We start from the raw sequence: 21,499 nt of genomic DNA, 5'->3' as shown, positions 1-21,499 counted from the left end.
AATTTTAATGTAAAATTATGAAACTATTACTTGGTTCTGAGCTTTGCTTCCTGTTTCTTTCAACATTAATGAAACAAGAATCGCTAAAACAATCCCAACAATCCAAAATAAGATCGAATGTTGAAAATGCAAATCGCCGGAAGAAATATCTAAACTTTTCCCGAACCATCTGCTGAAAATAGGGCTCAATAAAGTGGTAACTCCAAAAGTGATAAAATTAATCGCTCCCGTTGCGCTTCCTTTTACATAATCCGGATTCGCTTCTTTAATTACAGAATACGGAATCATTGCTGCTCCAGAACCTAATCCGAGAATGAACATGCTTATTTTGGCGGGATATAAATCCGGTAAGTAAATCAACTGCAATAAACTGATGATCATTAAAACTGCACCAGCAATCAAAACTGGTTTTCTACGTCCAATTTTATCTGTAATAAAACCTAAAAGCGGGCATCCGAACACCCATCCAAAAGCAACCATCGCACTTGTAATCGCTGCTTCATGAAAAATAAACTGTTTATCTTTCTGAAAAAAAGCAACTGCCCAAGTCATCGCAAATATTGTTGTTGGAGCAAATAAAAGACCAGAAACAATCCCACAAAGCCAAGATTGTGGATTTTTAAAAACAATTTTATAAGGTTCTAAATAACCAACATGTTTAGTTTTAGCTTCCTCAGAATTTTCAGATTTCTTTTCATTAGGAATCACAAAAAACAATCCGAAAGCCGTAACAATCGTGGCAATTCCTGACCATAACCAGAAAGTATCAATATTAACTCCTTTTTCAACCCATGGCCCTACTACAAACTGTCCGGCTGTTCCGCCCAGCATTCCTATGCATTGCGTAAAACCGATGGCCGTAGCCAAAGATTTTGATGAAAAACCTTTACTCGCCAAATAAACACAGCCCGGAAAAGCAAAAGCACAACCTGCACCTTGTAATAATCTTCCCGAAACTCCGGCGACCTGAGTTGAAATTAAAAATAATAAGCAGCCAAATCCCAAAATTAAAGTTCCGACAAAAAGAGATTTTTTCCCGCCGAATTTATCTAAAGCAATTCCGGCAATCAAACTACAGGTTGAATAGGTGTAATAATACGTTCCGACCATGCTGATGAGTTTCAGTTCGGTCGTATTAAAATTATTAACCAATTGTGGAATCATTACCGCTGGCGCAGACCTGATCACATAATCTAAAAAGTAAAAAATAAGCCCGAATGCCCAAGCGATAATGTAGAATTTCTTTAGAGAACTACTCATTACAACAATCCTTTAATATGTTTATAGTTGCTTTTTACGGTATCTAACGCTTCTTCCATTTTTCCGCCAAGCATTAATTGTGTCATAGATTTTGTCATTCCCAATACCTGATCGAATTCGATTTTTGGAGGTAGCGCCAATGCATTAGGATTTGTGAAAATATTTAATAAATAAGGTCCGTCATGATTTAAACATTCCATAATTGCGTTGACAACTTCTTCCGGTTTATGAACGTTTTTTCCAGGATATCCCATTGCCTGTGCGACCATTGCAAAGTCTGGATTAATCATATCTGTTTCGTTATCGGGCATTCCGCCGACTTCCATTTCCAATTTTACCATTCCGAGCGTTCGGTTGTTGAAAACAATCAATTTTATCGGAAGTTTATACTGAAAAATAGTCGCCATATCTCCCAAAAGCATTGATAATCCACCATCACCACACATCGCGATAACTTGTTTGTCAGGATGAGCTAAAGATGCTCCAATCGCCATCGGCATTGCATTCGCCATTGAACCATGATTGAAAGAGCCTAGCATTTTACGTTCTCCCGTTCCTGTAATATATCTTGCTCCCCAAACACAGCACATTCCTGTATCTACAGTGAAAATGGCATCTTTTTTTGCGATTTGATCAAGAATATGTGCTACATATTCCGGTTGAATAGCATCTTCTTTTCCGGAATCTTTTACATAAGCCATCTGACTTTCTTTTACTTTTTCGTAAAATTCCAATTGTTGATTCAGGAAATGAGCGTCTGTTTTTTCTTTTAATAAAGGCAATAAAGCTTTGATGGTTTCTTTAACATCACCTGTCAGACCCAATTCCAACTTGGCTCTTCTGCCCAATCTTTCAGGACTTTCATCAATCTGAACGATTTTATTTTTAACAGGCATGAATTTTTGATAAGGAAAATCTGTTCCCAAAAGAATCAGCAAATCTGCTTCATGCATCGCGTGATAGGCGGAAGGAAGTCCTAGAAGCCCGGTTAACCCAACTTCATTAGGATTATTGGGCTGAATTGCCATTTTTCCACGAAAAGAATATCCCACAGGAGCTTTTAAATATTTTGATAACTCTACAACTTCGGCATTGGAATTTTCTGCTCCGATTCCGCAGTAGATGGTTACTTTTTCACTTTCGTTAATTAAACTTGCCAATTCATTCAATTCATCATCAGAAGGACGAATAATTGGGTTTGTTTTAAATATTTTATTGGAAGTTGTTGCTTCTTCAGCATCTAATTCTGAAACATCGCCCGGAAGTCCAATCACTGCAACTCCTTTTTTAGAAATTGCATGTTGAATTGCTGTTTGCAACGTTCTTTGAACCTGCTCCGGTCTTGTGATCATTTGATTATAATAGCTACAATCATCAAATAATTTTATTGTATTTGTTTCCTGAAAATAATCCATTCCCATTTCTTCGGTCGGAATCGTTGAAGCAATAACCAACATCGGAACGTGAGAACGATGCGCTTCGTAAACGCCGTTGATCAAATGAACGTGTCCCGGCCCGCAACTTCCTGCACAAACTGCAAAACCGTCAAGTTCGGCTTCGGCGGCAGCGGCGTATGCTCCAACTTCTTCATGCCTTACATGAATCCATTCGATGCTGCTTTTTTTAACGGCAATATTGAGGTGATTAAGGCTGTCGCCCGTTACTGCATAAATTCTTTTTACATTTGCGTTTTCGAGCATTTCAACAATTTGCTCTGCTATGTTTTTAGCCATAATTAATATTTTTGTGGGTTTTCTATTCGAAAAAATATAGAATGGATATGGATTAATTAAGACTTTTTCTTCCGTAAAGAATTATGCCTCTATCAAATTTAGGCAATAATTTAAAACTGATGTTAAACAATTGATTAATTTTTTCAATCAATATTAAAAAAAAGAACTCTGCAATTTCTTACAGAGTTCTTGGTATTATTTAGATTACTTCAATCTGATTTCTCAATAAATCTTCAAATTCATCTCTTTTACGAATTAAGAGTGCTTTTCCGTCTAAGAAAAGAACTTCGGCTGGTTTTAATCTTGAATTAAAGTTTGAACTCATTTCAAAACCGTAAGCTCCCGCATTATGGAAAGCCAAAACGTCACCTTCTCTTACTTCATTCAATTTTCTGTCCCAAGCGAAAGTATCTGTTTCACAAATATTTCCAACTACGGTATAAATTCTTTCTGCACCTTTTGGATTAGATAAATTTTCAATCTGATGATAAGAATCGTAAAACATTGGACGAATCAAATGATTAAATCCAGAATTAACTCCCACAAAAACGGTTGCTGTTGTTTGCTTGATTACATTCGCTTTTACTAAAAGATATCCACTTTTTCCGACCAAGAATTTCCCTGGCTCAAACCATAGTTCGAATTTTTTGCCTGTAGATTTAGAGAATTCAGCGATTACTTTTTCAACTTTTTTACCTAATGTCTTAACATCCGTTTCCTCTTCACTGTCTTGGTAAGGAATTTTGAATCCGCTTCCCATATCCAAATATTTCAGATTCGGGAAATGTTCAGAAAGCTCCAACATGATATCTAAAGCCTGTAAGAAAACGTCAGGATCTTTAATTTCACTTCCCGTGTGCATGTGAAGACCTTCAACATTCAGATTTGTACTTTTCATCACTCTTTCGATGTGACGAACCTGGTGAATTGAAATGCCGAATTTGCTGTCGATGTGACCTGTTGAGATTTTATAGTTTCCTCCCGCGAAAATATGCGGGTTGATTCTTACTAAAATTGGGTAAGTATTACCGTATTTGTTCCCAAATTGCTCAAGAATAGAGATGTTATCGATATTAATGTGAACTCCGTGTGTCATTGCTTCTTCAATTTCAGCTAAATCGACACAGTTTGGCGTGAATAATATTTTTTCTTTCGTAAATCCTGCTTTTAAACCAAGCTTTACTTCATTAATTGATACACAATCCAAAGAAGCACCCAAGTTCTTGACATACTTAAGGATATTAATGTTTGTCAGCGCCTTCGCCGCGTAGAAGAACCTTGTGTGTTTTAAAAAAGAAGATGTAAGTTTCTCGTATTGAATTTTAATCGATTCTGCATCGTAAACGTACACCGGTGTGCCAAACTCATTGGCAATCTTTAATAATTCTTTTGAATTCATAATTTTATTTTAGCATAAAAAAGGCAGATTCTTCCTAAAAAGAGTCTGCCAAAGTATTATTTTTATGCAAGGCAACTCTTTTAAACATTCCAAACCTTAGAGAACTTTACAGTTCCCTTTTTTCCAGCTTTATTTTGTTTAAAATTGTGCATTGCTTTGTTTTATTTTTTACAAAAATACTAATTCTTTTTTATTTCGAGAAAATTGTTTGAAAAACGTTCTCTTCTTGATAAGAATTAATACGTTGTAAAACATCCTTTTATTTTGGTAACGGCAGCGTTTCAAAGTCACCACGAAGTAACGCCAACTGCAAATCATTATTTAAATCTGCGGTTGATAGAGGCAGATCTATTTTTAATTTAGAGATCATACTCAACGTCTGAATTTGGGTGAAAAGTTCGTAAAAACCGTAAGAAACAGCTTTTCCGTTTTCTATAATTAAGAATAATTTTTCGCCTAGTTTTCTTCCCTGCCCCAACCAAAGCTCATTTCTTTTCTTGAAATCTATTTTCTTTTTGAAGACATTAATATCAGTATATTCTTCAAAACTTCCAATAAACTGGACCGCTTTTGTACCTTGAGTAAAAGATTTGAACTTCAGAATTGGTCTTTCTGATTTATTCAGTTGATTTTTCTCAGCGATATATTTATTATTTCTAAAATAAAGTCCGAAAGGATAAACTTCTCTTTTCTTGATATTTTTTGAATTCAATATCAACTTGGCAATAATATCTGTTCCGGTAAGTTCAAAATTAATTTGTGTAACTCCCGTCTGAATTTCTTCCCATCTTTTAGATTTGGAATTAAAAACTTTCTTCGAGAATTTATTAATATCCTGAACATAATCGGTAAAGATAATTTTCCCGCTTTCGTTTTGAAAATAAACAAAACCTTTTTCGTTCGGAAGATCTTGCGTTAACTGCTTGATCTTATTGATATAAGTATTTGCATTTGTTTCTTCGTGCTGTTCCTGAATGATCTCATTTTTAGTGTCTTTCGAAACTAAAAGTTTGAATAATTCTAATGTAGCTCTTGCATCACCATCCGCTCTGTGATGATTTGTCAAAGGAATTCCTAAAGATTTCACCAATTTTCCTAATGAATAACTTACCTCATCTGGAATCAGTTTTTTAGCTAAAGGAATTGTATCTAAAGTATTGATTTTGAAATCATAACCAAGCCTTGCAAACGATTGGCGAAGCATTCTGTAATCGAAATCTATATTATGCCCAACCAATGTTGTATTTTGAGTAATTTCGATCACTCTTTTTGCAATTTCATGGAATTTTGGAGCAGTTTTGACCATTTTTGGAGTAATATTGGTCAATTTCTGAACAAAAGGCGTGATATCTCCTTCAGGATCTACCAAAGAAATAAACTGATCGACAATCTTCTGACCATCATAACGGTAGACAGCAATATCTATAATGCATTCTTTCCTGTAACCTGCACCATTACTTTCTATATCTATTATTGAATACATTATAATCTGTTATACAGCTAATTTTATGATTAATACTAATAATTACTGCCACCAAAATCCCTACAGTACCCAATAAGCTACGTACATAACTTATGCCATAAATAAAAAGGATTTTATCTCATCTTCCTGATACACCCTCACATTATGTAAAAATTCATTGTTGAAATCAACTTTTCAAACAAAGAATACATCTATTTTTTGTCGATGAATAGAGGCAGTCGTGCTAAATTAACAAAAATTATGTCAAAAAAAAGTAAATCTTGAATTTAAACTATCTATAATTATATTGGAATTGACAAAATCAACCCATAATTATTATCTTTTTCCAATCTTTCCGAAAACAGCTTTTGCACCTTCACGCAATAAAGTACTGAAAAACGTATTTACTGCTCTACTTTTCATAATCTGCTCAAACATTCCCGGTTCTTCCTTTACAGGTCTTGATTTCTGAGTTGGAGCAGAATTTTGAGTAGCCTGTTCCATTCTGCTTGTTAACATTTCGTATGCTGATTCTTTATTTATATCTTCTTGATATTTAGCAACTAAACTAGAATTATTCACCAAATCAGAAACTTCAGAATCACTTAAAACATCCATTTTAGATTCCGGAGAAATTAAATAGGTATGAACCAACGGTGTAGGAATTCCTTTTTCATCTAAAGCAGTAATAAACGCTTCACCAATTCCTAGATTTTGAATTAAATTGGAGGCATTGTAAAACTCCGTTGTCGGATAATTTTCAACGGCTTTTGATATTTCTTTTTTATCTTTTGCCGTAAAACCTCTCAATGCGTGCTGAATTTTTAACCCTAATTGAGAAAGCACACTTTCTGGCACATCGCCCGGAATCTGAGTGATAAAATAAATCCCAACTCCTTTAGAACGAATCAGTTTCACCATTGTTTCGATTTGCGAAAGCAATGCTTTTGAAGATTCGTCAAACATTAAATGGGCTTCATCAATGAATAAAACCAATTTCGGTTTCCCGCTGTCTCCTTCTTCTGGGAAAGTCATATAAATTTCAGCAAAAAGAGAAAGCATAAATGTAGAGAACAACTGCGGTTTATTCTGGATATCAGCAACTCTCAAAATATTTACAACGCCTTTTCCATCTCTTGTTTCAAGCAAATCATGAACATCAAAACTTAGTTCACCAAAGAAATCTGCGGCTCCCTGCTGTTCCAACGCAACAATTGACCTCAAAATAGCACCTAAAGAAGCAGGAGCAATTGAACCGTAATTAGCAGCTAGTTCAGCCTTTCCTTGTGCGTTATCTGTAACATATTGCAGAACCTTTTTCAAATCATTAAGATCAATCAAAGGCAATCCTTTATCATCAGAATATTTAAAAACGATTGACATGATACTTTGCTGAGTATCATTCAATTCTAAAATTTTACTTAATAAAACAGGACCAAATTCAGTAACAGTAGCTCTTAATTTCACTCCTTTTCCACCCGAAATCGTCATCAATTCTACCGGAAACGCTTGCGGATTATATGGAAGCTGCGTTTTAGCATATCTTTCTTCAATAATCGGATTCATTTGTCCCGCTTCTGCAATCCCTGAGAAATCTCCTTTGATATCCAAAACCAAAGACGGAACTCCCGCATGAGAGAGCTGTTCTGCAAAAACCTGTAACGTTTTGGTTTTACCGGTACCTGTTGCTCCGGCAATAAGTCCGTGTCTGTTGATTGTTTTTAAAGGAATGGTTACATTAATTTCTGACACCACCTCACCGTCTAGCATTCCTTTTCCTAGTATTATATGTTCACCTTTTGGGGTATATCTGGGAGTTAATTCTTCAATAAATTTCGCTTTATCTGCCATTTGATCTTTTTTAATTTATAAATATAAAATTTTTTACAAAACTTTTAATCATCTAAAGAATATTCATGATTTAGTTCAGCTTCAAATTTCTATAAATTTTGCTTAAATTAGTCATGCTAATAAAGAAAATCAGAGAGAATATTTATTAAAGCTGAAAATAAAATAAATTTCCCCCTTTAAGACCTTCTATAAATTAGACTAAATAAAACTTTATAGATTTACTCTATTATTATCGATATTTTATTTTATCCCATTTTTAAAAAATAAAACACGATTTTTGTAGATTGAATAATAACAACAAAATTGTTAAAGAAATAAGATGAAAGTTGAACAAATATATACAGGCTGCCTTGCTCAAGGGGCATATTATATAGTATCAGAAAATGAAGCTGTAATTATAGATCCATTAAGAGAAGTTAAACCCTATTTGGACCGCCTTGAAAAAGACAATGTAACTTTAAAATATATTTTTGAGACCCATTTCCATGCAGATTTTGTTTCAGGACATTTGGATTTAAGTAAGAAAACGGGAGCTCCAATTGTTTATGGACCGACTGCTAACCCCGATTTTGAAGCAATTATTGCAGAAGACAATCAGATCTTCGAGATCGGAAAAGTAAAAATAAAGACCTTACATACTCCTGGTCACACCATGGAAAGCACAACCTATCTTTTAATTGATGAAAATGGTGTTGAAACTGCAATTTTCACAGGAGACACCTTATTTTTAGGAGATGTAGGAAGACCGGATTTGGCTCAAAAAGCAACCAATCTTACTCAAGAAGATCTTGCAGGAATTTTATATGAAAGTTTACACAGCAAAATACTTCCACTAGATGACAGCATTACGGTTTATCCGGCTCATGGAGCGGGTTCGGCTTGCGGAAAGAATATGCAGAAGGAAACTGTTGACATCTTGGGAAATCAAAGAAAAACCAATTACGCATTAAATCAACCCGATAAAGAATCATTCATCAGAGAGGTTTTAGACGGATTAACAGCTCCACCAAAATATTTCGGAATGAACGTGGCTTTAAATAAAGGAGGTTACGAAAGTCTTGATGATGTTATGGATAAAGGATTAAACCCTGTTTCTGTTGAAGATTTCGAAAGCTTTGCAGAAGAAACAGGCGCTTTAATTTTAGATACAAGAGGGCCTGCCGATTTCCAGAAAGGTTTTATTCCAAATTCTATTAATATTGGATTAAAAGGAGATTTCGCACCTTGGGTTGGGACTTTAATCGTAGATGTAAAACACCCTTTATTATTGGTTTCTGACGAAGGAACAGAAGAGGAAGTAATCACAAGATTAAGCAGAGTTGGGTTTGATAATGTTTTAGGATATTTGAAAGGAGGATTTGATTCATGGAAAAACTCAGACAACGAAATTGATGAAGTAACAAGAATTTCACCTACCGAATTTGCTGAACAATTTACTGAAAACACAAAAGTAATAGACGTTAGAAAACTCGGAGAATACTCTGCAGAACATATTGACAATGCTTACAACAAACCATTAGACAACATCAGCGATTGGGTAACCACAATCGATGATTCTGAACATTTCTTCCTACATTGTGCGGGAGGCTACAGAAGCATGATCGCAGCAAGCATCCTTAATTCACACGGAATCAGAAACTTCACTGAAATAGAAGGCGGATATAATGGAATTAAGAAAACTGAAAAATTTCCAACTTCAGACTTCGTTTGTCAATCAAAAACATTGTAAGATTTTAAATATGAAAAATAAATTTCTCAGATTAATTCTTGTATCAATTTTTGCGTTAACTGCATGTAAAACAGCAGCAACTGCAGATATTTCGAATGCAAGTATCAAAAAAATAATCAATAATCCGGATGTTACTTTGGTAGATGTAAGAACTCCTGAACAATTTGCAGGAGGATCGGCAAACAACGCAATCAACGTTCCTTTAGCTGATATTATAAACAATCCTACATCTCTGAAAGGCAAAAAAGTAGTTGTTTTCTGCAATAAAGGAATACAAGCTGATGAAGCAGTTAAGATCTTAAAGAAAAACGGTGTTGAAGTTTATGACGGAACGAGCTGGAAAAATGTAAAAGGCATTCAGGACTCTAGTCTTTAAATATTGAAACTTTTAACTAAAACCAAAAACTATGTCACAAAAATTTCAAGAACTTATTGAATCCGAAAGACCGGTATTGATAGACTTTTTTGCAACCTGGTGCCAGCCATGTAAAGTTCAGTCTTCGGTTTTAAATACGGTAAAAGAAAATGTAGGCCAAGGAGCCAGAATTATAAAAATAGATGTTGATCAATATCCTTCCATTGCCTCTCAATACGGCGTGCGCGGAGTTCCAACTTTAGCCATCTTCAAACAAGGAGAATTACTTTGGAAAGAAAGTGGCGTGCATGATGTGAATACGTTGACTCAACTTTTAAAACAATATGAATAAAACTGTGATTTTTCACAGCTTTATTATTTTCCCACAGATGTTTTTTATACTTTTTACTTAAACATTTAATTTGTAATCCTTGTCAAGGTTTAAAACCTTGACAAGGATTATTGAAACAATTCACAAACATGAAATCTGTGAGAGTCAAAATTTATAGTTCAATCGAAAAAGAATCCCGATCGTTCAAAAACTGAAAATGGTTTCTGAAATCCTGTAATTCATTCATATTTAATTCTGCAGAAACGATATTTCCATTTTTTTGAGAAATCTCTTTTCCATCCGCAAAAAAGCAATGAGAACTTTCTTGATAAAAAAGATTATTACCATCGGTTCCGATTCTATTTAAACCAAAAACAAAAGATAAATTTTCAATAGCACGAGCTTTTAGAAGATGTTCCCAAGCTCCAACTCTCTTTTCAGGCCAATTCGCAACATATAAAATAGCATCATAATCATCATTATTTCTCGCAAAAACTGGAAAACGAAGATCGTAACAAACCTGCAACAAAAATCTGATTCCTTTATAGTTAACAATCATTCTTTCCTTTCCGGGAGTATAGACTTTATCCTCTCCTGAGAAAGAAAACAGGTGTCTTTTATCGTAAAAAACAACCTCGGAATCTGGCTGAACGAAATACATTCTGTTATAGAATTTCCCATTCTCTTCTACAGGAACGCTTCCGCAAAATGCAGCATTCTTTTCTTTTGACATCTTTTTTAAAAACGTTAAAGATTCTTCATTTCTATCTGAAACTTCGGACGCATCCATACAAAAACCTGTCGAAAACATTTCCGGCAAAAGGAATAAATCGGCGTCAATATTTTCTAATTCTTTTTCAATTAATTGAAAATTTTCATCTTTATTTTTCCAGATGATATCTAAATTTAATCCTGCAATCTTCATAAACTTTGTTAAATAACTTCCATAAAAATACGATTTTCCCTTGATTTCGGTTCTATTTTTGATGCGGATATTTTTTAGTAATAACATCGAAAAAGTAAAATTTATGAAGAAATTGGTTTTTATGTTTATGTTAGTATTGGGAGGAGCTTTGGTAAACGCTCAAGCTTACACCGGAAAAGGAGATCAGAAAGTTCAATTGGGATTGAGTGCTTGGGGATATGGAACGGGAGTTACAGGAACTTATGATTATGGTTTAAACAAACTAATTTCAGTTGGAGGAGGTTTGAACGCCTATTTTAGCGGATATAAAGATGATGACAAAGACAACAGAGTTTTTATCTTCGGAAGATTGAATTTTCACTTGCGTGAAGCATTAGATCTGCCAGAAAAATTAGACATTTATCCCGGAGTAGATGTAGGAGTTCTTGGAAAAGACTTCGGAATCGGCGCTCACATTGGTGCAAGATACTTTTTCACAGAGAAAATCGGGGTATTTGCAGAAGTAGGAAACAATGGCAGTCTCGGGGTTTCGCTTAATTTGTAGAAAATAGTCTTAATATATGACAAAGCTTCTCGTTTCGGGGAGCTTTTTTATTTGGCATAGTTTTGATAATTGTTACCTTTGCAAATTAAATCTAAATTTTATTAATGGAATTAGCAATCAAGATTTTCCAGTTTATATTAAGTATCTCTATTTTAGTGGTTCTTCATGAGCTTGGGCACTTTTTACCCGCAAAATACTTTAAAACCAAGGTAGAAAAATTCTATCTGTTTTTTGATCCATGGTTCTCAATAGCAAAGAAAAAAATCGGTGAAACAGAATACGGTATCGGATGGCTTCCTTTCGGAGGTTATGTGAAAATTGCCGGAATGGTAGACGAAAGCATGGATACCGAGCAATTGAAGCAACCCGCTCAACCTTGGGAATTCAGAGCAAAACCGGCTTGGCAGAGATTAATCATCATGTTGGGTGGAGTTACGGTAAACTTTTTCTTGGCTTGGTTGATTTATAGTTGTTTATCTCTTTTTAACGGAGAAACATATACAGACCTTACAAAATTTGAAAACGGAGTTGAAGTAACAGAAGCCGGTAGAAAGATGGGCTTCCAAAATGGTGATAAAATCATCAGCATCGACGGAAAACCTAACGAAAGACTTGAAAATGCTTCCATTAACATCCTTTTAGGTGATAATGTAACCGTTTTAAGAGACGGAAAAGAAGTTACTTTCCCTGTAAATACTGAGGGTGTTGCGGAAGTTCTTAAACAAAAAGAAGCAAAATTATACATCAGCCCAAGAATGCCAATGGTTATTGATTCTTTGGCAACGCCTTCTTCTAAAGCATCAGGATTAGCTTCTGGTGATAAAGTTGTTGGAATTAATGGTCAGAAAGTTTCATTCTTTGATCAGGTAAGTGCTGTTTTAAGTCAAAATAAAGGAAAAACAATTTCTGTTGATGTTGAAAGAAACGGAGCGGTTCAAACAATTCCTACTGTCTCTGTTGATAAAAACGGAAAATTAGGCGTACAGCTTGCAACGAAAAATCTTGCTAAATCTATTACAACCAATAAACATTATTCTTTCGGAGAATCTATTCCTAGAGGATTTACGAGAACTATTGAAGCATTAACAATGCAGGTTAAGCAGTTCAAAATTATGTTTAACTCTAAGGTTCAAGGATATAAAAACGTTGGAGGACCAATTGCTATCGTTAAAAACATGCCTGTGAATAAATCTGCAGACGGAAGTATCGGAATCAACTGGCCGGCTTTCTGGAGTTTTACAGCAATGTTCTCTGTTTGGTTAGCATTTCTGAACTTAATTCCTATCCCAGGATTGGATGGTGGACACGTTATCTTTACTTTATATGAAATTATTTTCGGAAAACCGGTACCTCAAAAAGTTTTAGAGAATGCACAGATGATCGGTGTTATCTTCCTGTTAGGCTTAATGTTACTGATCTTCGGAAGTGACATCTTTAAAGTGTTCACAGGAAAATTATAGAAATATTTAAAATATTTTTTAAAAAAACTTGCATGGTATAAATATCAGTCCTATATTTGCACCACTTAAAAATAAGGACATTCCTCCTTAGCTCAGTTGGTTAGAGCATCTGACTGTTAATCAGAGGGTCCTTGGTTCGAGCCCAAGAGGAGGAGCGAAAGCTAAAAAGAGTTACAAAACATTTTGTAACTCTTTTTTTGTGCATATAATCTAAATTTTCTCAATCCTCAATATAGACAAATTCACACCTCTTAATTTTAAAAAGATCTCAAAAAAATAATATCTTGCAAATAAAAAAAATATGAGTTCAATTATCGTAAGACAAGCCGAGCCGAAAGATTATTCAGCCATTATCGAATTGCAAAACGCCAACACTCCTGACCAATTAACTGAAGAAGAAAAAAAACAGGGATTTGTGGTATCCAGTATGACTAAAGAAACATTAGATGGCATCAATAAAAACTTAGGCGTTTTAGTTGCTATTGAAGGTGAGCAACTAGCCGGGTTCGTATGTCTTGCAACGACAAATCCGCTACCGGAACATCCCATTGTAAAAGCGATGTATGAAAGTTTCCCTCAACAACAATTTAATGACAAAAAATTGACGGATTATCAAGTGTTTATCTACGGACCTGTTTTAATAAATTCTAATTGGAGAGGAAAAGGAATCCTGAAAAAGCTATTTGCCGCCGTGAAAGATTTTACTAAAAATGATTACGATTTGGGAACCGCTTTTATTAATGATAAAAACCCGCATTCTCTTGCTGTTCATGTTGACGGTTTAGGAATGACAGCTTTAAAGCCTTTTAATTATGGAGAAGAAACATTTCAATTGGTTGTTTTTTCAGTTTAAACAATGAAAATATGGATTGAAAAAAATATTTTTAAGCAAATTTGAAAAATATTTTATTTTTTCAATTTATAAATTCATGTTTTGATTAAACTTCAAAATACTGAAAAATAGACAGATAAAAACATCAAGCTTTTTTCCTCATTACAGAAAATGAAAATCACTGAATAAAAATTCAATTTTTCTGCCATAATTTGCTTTGAACACTTGCTTTATATCAATATTCATATTATATTTGCATCACCAAAACAACGGAAAATTCCTCCTTAGCTCAGCTGGTTAGAGCATCTGACTGTTAATCAGAGGGTCCTTGGTTCGAGCCCAAGAGGAGGAGCAAATCCATCAGATAATTCTGATGGATTTTTTTATGCCTAATTTTTCCTTTTCAAATTTTAATTATTGATTTCCCTACAATATTCATTTATATCTATCCTTCAATGCTTTATAATGAGAATTTATGGATAATTTAAACAAAAAGGTCATATTTAATTAAATTTCATCATTAATTTGTGATATAATTTAAAAAAAAGACTTATAAAAAAACTAATGTCAGAGGTTCCAACCTCTACACGGTTACGCTGCACTTACTGCAAATGTCGGTATCGGAACTGCAACTCCTACAGCCAGGCTTGAGATAGCATCAGGTACAGCAGGAACTTCCGGATTAAAATTCACCAATATCAACAATGCTACAGCCACTACACAAAATGCTGCGGCTTTGGGAGTTGATGCCACGGGAAATGTAGTAGTACAGAATACAGCTCCTTTAACAACAACTTTTAAATCTTTCAGTATTAATGCTAGTTCTGCTGCAAATTCATTAATCACCATTGGATCTTTAGAGTTTCGATACCCAACAACTACGTGTACTACAACACCAACGTACATTCAGGTAAGATCTACAAGCGGAGCTAATAATTTAGGGGTACAACACGCAATGTTTCTAACATCACAAAGCGCTTCCTCTTTTGTTAATACAACACCAATAACGGTTACATCAACTTTTGCCGATATTACATCACTTCCCTTAAATTGTATACAGGACAGCCATGCACAATTCAATTTCTTCTCTTACACAGACAGAACTTTTTACAGAGTAAATGTAAACATAGCGGATGGTGACAGCTTAGGTTTTGGAGCCTTAGGATATATTTTTGTGGAGCTTCAGAGGTAACCTTTTTTAGGTCTTTATCATTTTAACAAATTAATAACTATAACACCGTCATTTTGATGGTGTTATTTTGTTAACTTTGCGCTTTTGTATTTATTTACGGAAATCTTTTTAAATTTTACTATTTTATAAATAAACAGCATACTTTTTGTTTATGCTAAATGCTTGAAGAAACAACAAATGTTAATTAATAATTCCAAATATTACTCTTTCTCTTTTTTTCTATTTTTAACCAGCCTCATCTGTGCCCAAAACTCAGCAAACGGCAAAATTTTAGATTCGAAAACAAATAAGGAAATCAGCGGTGTAGATGTTTTCATAAACGATAACAATAAACCGGCTTTAACCACGACCACAGGAAACTTCAGTGTACAGTCGGACAGCATTATTTATAAATTAAAATTTCTAAGAAAAAATTATGCCTTAGAAAATATAACCGTTACCCCCGAAAACGCCAACAATCTTTTCGTAAAATTATCTCAGGAAAAAGTAGAAAGTATTCAGGAGGTTGTTATTCATAATGAAAAACCAAAATACAAGAATAAAAAAGAAAATCCGGCTTACGCGATCATGCAGGAAGTCTGGAAAAGAAAAAGAAATAACGGTTTAGATAAATTCGATACTTATACTTATAAAGAATACGAAAAAATTCAGTTTGATGCCAACAATCTGGATAGTGCTTTTATGAGTAAAAAAATCTTCAATAAACTAGATTTTATATTCGATTATGCAGATTCTACGGCAAGCGGAAAAATAGGACTTCCAATTTTCTTAAATGAATCTATTTATGAAAACTTTGGAAAGAACAAACCCGATAAAAGAACAAAAAGACTATTGGTTGCTCAAAAAACTTCCGGTTTTCAAGACAATCAGGTAATTACTATTACTGCAAAAAATCTTTATCGTGACATTAATATTTACGATAATACCATCAATTATTTTGATATAGGGTTCCCGAGTCCAGTTGGCGAAACAGGTTTTAGCACTTACGATTATAACTTAGTTGATACGATCTCAATTCGTGGAGAAAATGCCTACAAAATAAGATATTTACCCAAAAGAACCGAGGTTTTAGCTTTCCAAGGCTATCTTTATATAGATACGGATAGCTATGCAGTTTTGGGAGCGACTTTAAAATCGACTCAAAAAATCAATGTGAATTTCATTAATTCAATTTCAACAGAACTTGAATATGATAATCCTGATGAGAATACATTTCTACCTAAAAAATTCGTTACAGAGATCGAATTGACCCCTTTTGCCAAGAAAAAAACATCAAAAAGTATTATTGCAAAGCGATCCGTGGATTATTCAAATTATGAATTTAATAAGCCTTTAGAAGATAAAGTTTTTGTTCGAAGAGAAGAAGAATATGAAAATAATTTCGTTGATAAAGATGATGCTTATTGGGTAAAAGCCAGACCGGATTCTTTGTCTAAAAGCGAACAGGGAGTCTACGAAATGCTTGATAAACTTCAGCAAACACCAAAATTCAACAGAATTGTAAAAATTTATGAAACGTTGGCTTCCGGATACTACAATGCATTTAAAGGAATTGATATTGGTCCAATATTTTCAATTTACGGAAAAAATGATGTTGAGGGAGACAGAATAAGATTGGGCGCAAGAACCTATTTTGGACAAAATGATCCATGGAGAATTCAGTTTTACACCGCTTACGGATTTAAAGATCAGCAGGTTAAATATGGTGTTGAAGGTAGATATATGTTCAACAGAGTCAACAGATTTATGATCGGAGGTGGAAACCGAAGAGACATCCTGCAACTTGGCGTTCAGCTGACAACAGATGACGGTATTATGGCTCGTTCATTTGCTTCATCAACCGTTTTTGCGAGAGGTGAAAACGCTTCATTAAGTTCATTAAATCAAACCAATATATTCACATCAATCGAGCCTTGGAAAAACTTCCAGATTCGTGTTGACGGAACCATGCAAAGCATTAAATCTGCCAATCCGGACGGATTTAATCTAATGTATTACAGAAATGGGGATCTAAGAAAAACTGTGAATGATTCTCACGTTACGATTAGTTTAATCGCAAGACCGGGAGCGAAGTTCTCCCAAACCGGGGTCGACAGGTACGAACATGGAACTTTAGCGCCAACAATCGTTTTAAAATATACAAGAGGTATCGAAGGATTATTTAATGCAGATTTCAACTATAATAAGCTTCAATTCATGTTCTACAAGCCAGTTTTGATCGGAAGCTGGGGTAAAACATTAATTAATTTCGAAGCAGGTAAAAATTTCGATACGGTTCCGTTGGCTTTACAGAACGTTATTCCGGGAAACCAGTCTTACAGTTTGGTTGGGAATACTTTTGCACAACTTAATTATTATGAATTTGTTGCAGATACTTATACAACATTACATTTAGAACATCATTTTAACGGAAAAATACTTTCTTATATTCCTTTAATTAAGAAATTGAAATTAAGAGAAGTAGCTTTCATCAGAGGAGCTTATGGAACTTTAAGTGATGCTTCAAAATCTATTAATGTTGAAGGTTTCAAATACTCTGCACCAAGTGAGCATGTTTATTATGAATATGGTTTCGGGATTGAGAATATAGGTTTTGGAAACTTAAGAATTTTCAGAGTAGATTTTAACTGGCGAGGAAATTACCTTGACCGACAGGATATTTCTAAATTCGGGATCAAAGCAGGATTCCAAGTTGGGTTTTAAAATACAAACTCCTTGTTCATTGAGCAAGGAGTTTTTTATTTCATTAAGATTCTGCCGGATAATCTTTGCAGCTGTTACAATGAGCTACAATGTAGACTATATTACAAGATGGCCTTTCTCCTTCCGGAATTTTGCAGTACACATCACATGGTAAACAATCTTTTCCCGGAAGCGCTCCACCCATTACAGTTTTAAGCTCTTCTCTGTTGATTTTCTTTAAATCTTTCATAATGATTAATATTTAGTTTGATGATTTAATTAAACATTGGAAATTTAAGAAAATTATTTTTTACATCATTGATTAAAAAAACATTACAAATAATCTGGAAAGATTAGTATCTGGATTCCTGTGGAACAACAAACGTTGTTGAAAACTTTATCTTTTATAGTACCAAACGTAACGGGTTTTGAAAACCCGTTACGTTTAATAAACAGTCACAATTTCCTAGCCCCGAGTGGAACGACATCCTTTTTGGTTGCGGCTGGAGCGAAGCGGAAGCCGTAACCAAAAAGATACAGTGGAAAGCGGGAAAAAGCTCCAAACAAAAAAATCCCCGACCGAAGCCGAGGATTACATTTTTATAGAACGCTTAAATAATTATGCGTTTGGTTCTACAGATACGAAAGATCTGTTGTTTGCTTTCTTTCTGAAAACTACTTTACCGTCTACTAGAGCAAACAAAGTGTGGTCTTTACCCATTCCCACGTTAGTACCTGGGTGGTGTTGTGTACCTCTTTGTCTGATAATAATGTTTCCGGCAATAGCTTCTTGTCCTCCGAAGATCTTCACACCTAATCTTTTAGAGTGAGATTCTCTACCGTTCTTGGAACTACCGACTCCTTTCTTGTGTGCCATTTTATTACAGTATTATTTATTAAGTGCTTTAAATTGATCAATGTTCTTAACGATAGCAGCATCTACTTCTTCGTGAGTAAGAACAGTTTTCTCTAATTCAACTTTAACTGCTTTACCTAAAGTAATTAAAGTTTCTCTGTTTTCTTTAGACTGAGACAAGTTGTTTTTCTTCAAGTGATAGTTCAACTCGTGATCTTCACTAAAGTTAACAGTTGCGTTGTCTGAAAGAACTTCAGCTTTCACAGTTTCTTTTTTTGCAGCTTTCTTTGGTGCTCCTTCAAAACCAGTGATACCAGTGATTTGAATTTGAGTTAAAGATTGTCTGTGACCATTTTTAACTTGGTAACCTTTTCTTCTTTTCTTCTTGAAAACGATTACTTTATCAGCTTTTACATGATCTAAAATTTCAGCATCTACTACGATACCGCTTACAGCTGGGGCGCCAACAGTGATTGAACCGTTTACAGTAAGAAGAATTTTATCGAAAGATACTTTATCTCCTTTTTCTCCTTTCAAACGGTTTACAAACAACTTCTGGTCTTGCTCAACTTTGTATTGAAGCCCTGCTATTTCTACAATTGCAAACATTGTTTATAAATTTTTAGTTAATTCGAGGTGCAAATATAAGAATTAATTTTCAATTACCTTATAATCAAATCAATATTTTTTTCACAACATACATATCACTATGCGTTGAATAATTTTTAACACTAAATCGCTCGTTCATAACAGATTATTTTATACCTTCGTTTTCACCAAAAAATATTTAATATGAAAATGAACTTTAATTTCTGCTTACTAGCAGGAGCCATTGCTGCATTCTCACTGACAGCATGTAACGACGACAAAATGGAAGACACCGTTCTTCCTGAATCTCAAACCGAAACTTCAAAAATCGAACAACCCGGAGATCTGCAAAAGCAGTGTTCTTATGTTGATCAGTACTGGAGCTCAAATGCAGTTTTAAAAACTACTCTTAAAACGACGACTGACACCAATTTCATGAATGCTCAAATGACCAAGATCATCAGTCTTTGGGGTGGCACGAGCTTAACTTTCAGATTTGTGGACGATGCATCAAACCCAAATTCAACGTACAATGCAATTTCGTATTCAAATGGTAAAATCTATTATGGATACGCTATTTATTATGATGCAAAAGCAAAAGGAGGAGATATTGTAAACGCCATGATTCTTGCTCACGAATACGGGCATCAACTTCAGTATCGTTACAATTTACCTTCTGTAAGTGAATCTACAGCAAGACCAAATGAATTGGAAGCTGACGGTTTCGCAGGATATTATTTGAGAAGACCGAACGGTTACAATCAAACAACATTTGCGCAAATTGCGGCAGCTTATGAGTTTGCTCAAAGCATTGGAGATTATCAGACAACAAGTGCGGGACACCACGGAACTCCGCCACAGAGAAGATCTGCAGTTCGTTTAGGTTTCCTATTAGGACAGTATGATCTTTCTGCAGCCGATTTCGATTATAACTTCTTCTATTATTATCAGGGAGTTTTAAATGGAACTTACAAACAGGCAAAAAACACGAGAAATCCTGAACTTGACGCTTACATGAGTCAGTATATTGACGAGTTAAGAAAAATCCAGACTGGAGAAATTTCTGCTGAGGAATTCAAAGATCTTAAGTAAACATTCATTTTTAACATATTTAAGAAAGGAGGTAAACAATTCGTTTTACCTCTTTTTTATTTATTTGAAATAATTCCTAAACTTTATTTACTTTTGAAGTTTATCATCCATAATAATGAACAGAGATCTCTACATTGATTTTGCAAAAGGACTGGCAACGCTTTCCATTATATTTATTCATACCGCTTTTTGGTCAGGACAATTTTATATTCCGGCCGAGGTTAGAGTATTTTCTTTGGTTTTTGATGTTGCTTTATTCTATGCTTTAAGTGGAATTACCTCAGGTGCAAATATTGAGAAAACTTTTTACAGATTATTAAAGTTACAAATCACTTATATGATCTTTGTAACATTTTTATTCTTTTTAGATTACTTTTTTAAAGTTTTTGGGCTGAGTTTTTTCTCTTTGGAATGGTTACAGAAATTTTATTCAACATTTGGATCAAAATATGCCACGACAAGTATTTCTATATTTCCACAATGGCAAAATCTCGGAAATTGGTATCTCCATCAATATACAAATGCAGATACTTTCCCCGTTGTGATGGGAAGTTTTTGGTATTTAAAAGTGTATTTTATCCTTACCGTTTTTGGTGTTTTAATTTTAAAATTCTTTCCAAAACACATCAATTGGTTTATCGGAATCTGTATTGGTTTAACTTTACTCTTCAATATTTTTCCATGGTTTTATCCTACAGGACAAGTTGGTTATGTAGCTTTTTATATGGCCATTTTCTTAATTGCCAACAGAATACGCGGTAAAAAAATTCCAACTAAGATGATTCCCGTTCTTTACGGAATTGTCGCAGTAGCATTAGTTTGGATGTTTTGGTATTATGGAAATGAAATTTTTTATAAAATCAATAAAAATAAATTCCCACCAAAGATTCCTTATATAATATGGTCTCTATTTTCTTTGACTACTCTATTTGTTTTTTACAACAGATTAAAAATTACGAAAGAAAATTTTGTCACATACATTGGGAAAAATGCTATCTTTTTCTATTTCGCCCAAGGATTAAGTTCATCGCTTGTCTATTTTCTTGTTGTTCCATTGAAAGAAAATATGCCTTGGTGGATTTTAATGATCTTAATTTATATCATTAATATTATTCTAGCATTTATTATTTCAGCAGGATTGAAGAAAGTGGATAGTTTTGGCTGGAATATTTTAGAGATTTTAAGAAGAAAAACGGAAATTAAATAAA

Annotated in this window: 20 protein-coding genes and 2 tRNA genes; 12 read left to right on the top strand and 10 right to left on the bottom strand. The window is 34.2% G+C overall.

Features of this window, described 5'->3' with window-relative positions; genetic code table 11:
• Nucleotides 1–15 precede the first annotated feature (15 nt).
• The 5 genes from A0O34_RS10080 to A0O34_RS10060 all read right to left on the bottom strand — a co-directional run bounded on the left by A0O34_RS10080 (nucleotide 16) and on the right by A0O34_RS10060 (nucleotide 7,705).
• Complete coding sequence (locus A0O34_RS10080) at nucleotides 16–1,260, bottom strand: MFS transporter (protein ID WP_066754261.1); 1,245 nt, start codon at nucleotides 1,258–1,260, stop codon at nucleotides 16–18.
• Nucleotides 1,260–2,993, bottom strand: coding sequence for a thiamine pyrophosphate-dependent enzyme (locus A0O34_RS10075; RefSeq protein WP_066754259.1), 1,734 nt, complete (start codon nucleotides 2,991–2,993; stop codon nucleotides 1,260–1,262). Before A0O34_RS10075 ends, A0O34_RS10080 begins: the two co-directional genes overlap by 1 nt.
• Before the next feature lie 199 nt (nucleotides 2,994–3,192).
• Nucleotides 3,193–4,392: a diaminopimelate decarboxylase gene (gene lysA, locus A0O34_RS10070; RefSeq protein ID WP_185097278.1), complete on the bottom strand. Its 1,200-nt coding sequence runs from the start codon at nucleotides 4,390–4,392 to the stop codon at nucleotides 3,193–3,195.
• A 259-nt stretch (nucleotides 4,393–4,651) separates the two neighbouring features.
• Nucleotides 4,652–5,875, bottom strand: coding sequence for a 3'-5' exonuclease (locus tag A0O34_RS10065; RefSeq protein ID WP_066754254.1), 1,224 nt, complete (start codon nucleotides 5,873–5,875; stop codon nucleotides 4,652–4,654).
• A gap of 315 nt (nucleotides 5,876–6,190) precedes the next feature.
• Nucleotides 6,191–7,705 carry a helicase HerA-like domain-containing protein gene (locus A0O34_RS10060; RefSeq protein ID WP_066754252.1) on the bottom strand — a complete coding sequence of 505 codons (1,515 nt, stop codon included), beginning with the start codon at nucleotides 7,703–7,705 and terminating at the stop codon, nucleotides 6,191–6,193.
• A gap of 319 nt (nucleotides 7,706–8,024) precedes the next feature.
• On the opposite strand from A0O34_RS10060, the gene A0O34_RS10055 reads away from it, so the two are divergent.
• From A0O34_RS10055 to A0O34_RS10045, 3 genes are read left to right on the top strand one after another with little or no spacing between them, the layout of a single operon-like run.
• Nucleotides 8,025–9,434, top strand: coding sequence for an MBL fold metallo-hydrolase (locus tag A0O34_RS10055; protein WP_066754250.1), 1,410 nt, complete (start codon nucleotides 8,025–8,027; stop codon nucleotides 9,432–9,434).
• 10 nt (nucleotides 9,435–9,444) lie between these two features.
• Nucleotides 9,445–9,810: a rhodanese-like domain-containing protein gene (locus A0O34_RS10050; RefSeq protein ID WP_066754249.1), complete on the top strand. Its 366-nt coding sequence runs from the start codon at nucleotides 9,445–9,447 to the stop codon at nucleotides 9,808–9,810.
• Nucleotides 9,811–9,841: 31 nt separating this feature from the next.
• Entirely contained in the window at nucleotides 9,842–10,141 is a 300-nt protein-coding gene (locus tag A0O34_RS10045) for a thioredoxin family protein (protein ID WP_066754248.1), read from the top strand.
• A 151-nt stretch (nucleotides 10,142–10,292) separates the two neighbouring features.
• On the opposite strand, the gene A0O34_RS10040 is transcribed toward A0O34_RS10045, so the two are convergent.
• Nucleotides 10,293–11,045 carry a nitrilase family protein gene (locus tag A0O34_RS10040; RefSeq protein ID WP_066759612.1) on the bottom strand — a complete coding sequence of 251 codons (753 nt, stop codon included), beginning with the start codon at nucleotides 11,043–11,045 and terminating at the stop codon, nucleotides 10,293–10,295.
• Between the two features lie 103 nt (nucleotides 11,046–11,148).
• On the opposite strand from A0O34_RS10040, the gene A0O34_RS10035 reads away from it, so the two are divergent.
• The 5 genes from A0O34_RS10035 to A0O34_RS10015 all read left to right on the top strand — a co-directional run bounded on the left by A0O34_RS10035 (nucleotide 11,149) and on the right by A0O34_RS10015 (nucleotide 14,233).
• Nucleotides 11,149–11,589, top strand: a complete 441-nt coding sequence (locus A0O34_RS10035) for a DUF6646 family protein (RefSeq protein WP_066759611.1) — start codon at nucleotides 11,149–11,151, stop codon at nucleotides 11,587–11,589.
• 104 nt (nucleotides 11,590–11,693) lie between these two features.
• Entirely contained in the window at nucleotides 11,694–13,049 is a 1,356-nt protein-coding gene (rseP, locus tag A0O34_RS10030) for an RIP metalloprotease RseP (protein ID WP_066754246.1), read from the top strand.
• Between the two features lie 81 nt (nucleotides 13,050–13,130).
• Nucleotides 13,131–13,204 (top strand) — tRNA-Asn (locus A0O34_RS10025).
• A 146-nt stretch (nucleotides 13,205–13,350) separates the two neighbouring features.
• On the top strand, nucleotides 13,351–13,902 hold the full coding sequence (locus A0O34_RS10020; protein ID WP_228394376.1) for a GNAT family N-acetyltransferase: 552 nt from the start codon (nucleotides 13,351–13,353) through the stop codon (nucleotides 13,900–13,902).
• A gap of 257 nt (nucleotides 13,903–14,159) precedes the next feature.
• Nucleotides 14,160–14,233, top strand: a tRNA-Asn gene (locus tag A0O34_RS10015).
• A gap of 239 nt (nucleotides 14,234–14,472) precedes the next feature.
• Here the strand turns inward: A0O34_RS10015 and A0O34_RS10010 are convergent.
• The gene (locus tag A0O34_RS10010) at nucleotides 14,473–14,787 is read right to left on the bottom strand and encodes a hypothetical protein (RefSeq protein ID WP_066754244.1); all 315 of its coding nucleotides are present in this window, start codon (nucleotides 14,785–14,787) and stop codon (nucleotides 14,473–14,475) included.
• A gap of 49 nt (nucleotides 14,788–14,836) precedes the next feature.
• Here A0O34_RS10010 and A0O34_RS22345 point away from each other — a divergent pair, with 49 nt between their 5' ends.
• Together A0O34_RS22345 and A0O34_RS10005 are read left to right on the top strand one after the other, a co-directional pair.
• Entirely contained in the window at nucleotides 14,837–15,073 is a 237-nt protein-coding gene (locus A0O34_RS22345) for a hypothetical protein (protein WP_157885995.1), read from the top strand.
• A 162-nt stretch (nucleotides 15,074–15,235) separates the two neighbouring features.
• The gene (locus tag A0O34_RS10005) at nucleotides 15,236–17,776 is read left to right on the top strand and encodes a DUF5686 family protein (RefSeq protein WP_228394375.1); all 2,541 of its coding nucleotides are present in this window, start codon (nucleotides 15,236–15,238) and stop codon (nucleotides 17,774–17,776) included.
• A 43-nt stretch (nucleotides 17,777–17,819) separates the two neighbouring features.
• On the opposite strand, the gene A0O34_RS10000 is transcribed toward A0O34_RS10005, so the two are convergent.
• From A0O34_RS10000 to rplU, 3 genes are all read right to left on the bottom strand, one after another.
• Nucleotides 17,820–18,005 (bottom strand): hypothetical protein, encoded by a 186-nt coding sequence (locus A0O34_RS10000; protein WP_066754242.1) that lies wholly within the window; start codon nucleotides 18,003–18,005, stop codon nucleotides 17,820–17,822.
• Nucleotides 18,006–18,374: 369 nt separating this feature from the next.
• Entirely contained in the window at nucleotides 18,375–18,632 is a 258-nt protein-coding gene (gene rpmA, locus A0O34_RS09995) for a 50S ribosomal protein L27 (RefSeq protein WP_034701234.1), read from the bottom strand.
• Between the two features lie 12 nt (nucleotides 18,633–18,644).
• Complete coding sequence (gene rplU, locus A0O34_RS22085; protein ID WP_072409112.1) at nucleotides 18,645–19,220, bottom strand: 50S ribosomal protein L21; 576 nt, start codon at nucleotides 19,218–19,220, stop codon at nucleotides 18,645–18,647.
• 183 nt (nucleotides 19,221–19,403) lie between these two features.
• Here rplU and A0O34_RS09985 point away from each other — a divergent pair, with 183 nt between their 5' ends.
• Nucleotides 19,404–20,291 carry a neutral zinc metallopeptidase gene (locus tag A0O34_RS09985; RefSeq protein ID WP_066754240.1) on the top strand — a complete coding sequence of 296 codons (888 nt, stop codon included), beginning with the start codon at nucleotides 19,404–19,406 and terminating at the stop codon, nucleotides 20,289–20,291.
• Nucleotides 20,292–20,406: 115 nt separating this feature from the next.
• Nucleotides 20,407–21,498: an acyltransferase family protein gene (locus A0O34_RS09980; RefSeq protein ID WP_066754238.1), complete on the top strand. Its 1,092-nt coding sequence runs from the start codon at nucleotides 20,407–20,409 to the stop codon at nucleotides 21,496–21,498.
• The last annotated feature ends 1 nt before the right edge of the window (nucleotide 21,499 follow it).

The sequence above is a fragment of the Chryseobacterium glaciei genome (genome assembly GCF_001648155.1).
In the GTDB taxonomy this organism is placed as follows: Bacteria; Bacteroidota; Bacteroidia; order Flavobacteriales; family Weeksellaceae; genus Chryseobacterium; species Chryseobacterium glaciei.
The sequence above is the reverse complement of the archived record's forward strand: the minus strand, read 5'-3'. Positions and strand labels throughout refer to the sequence as shown.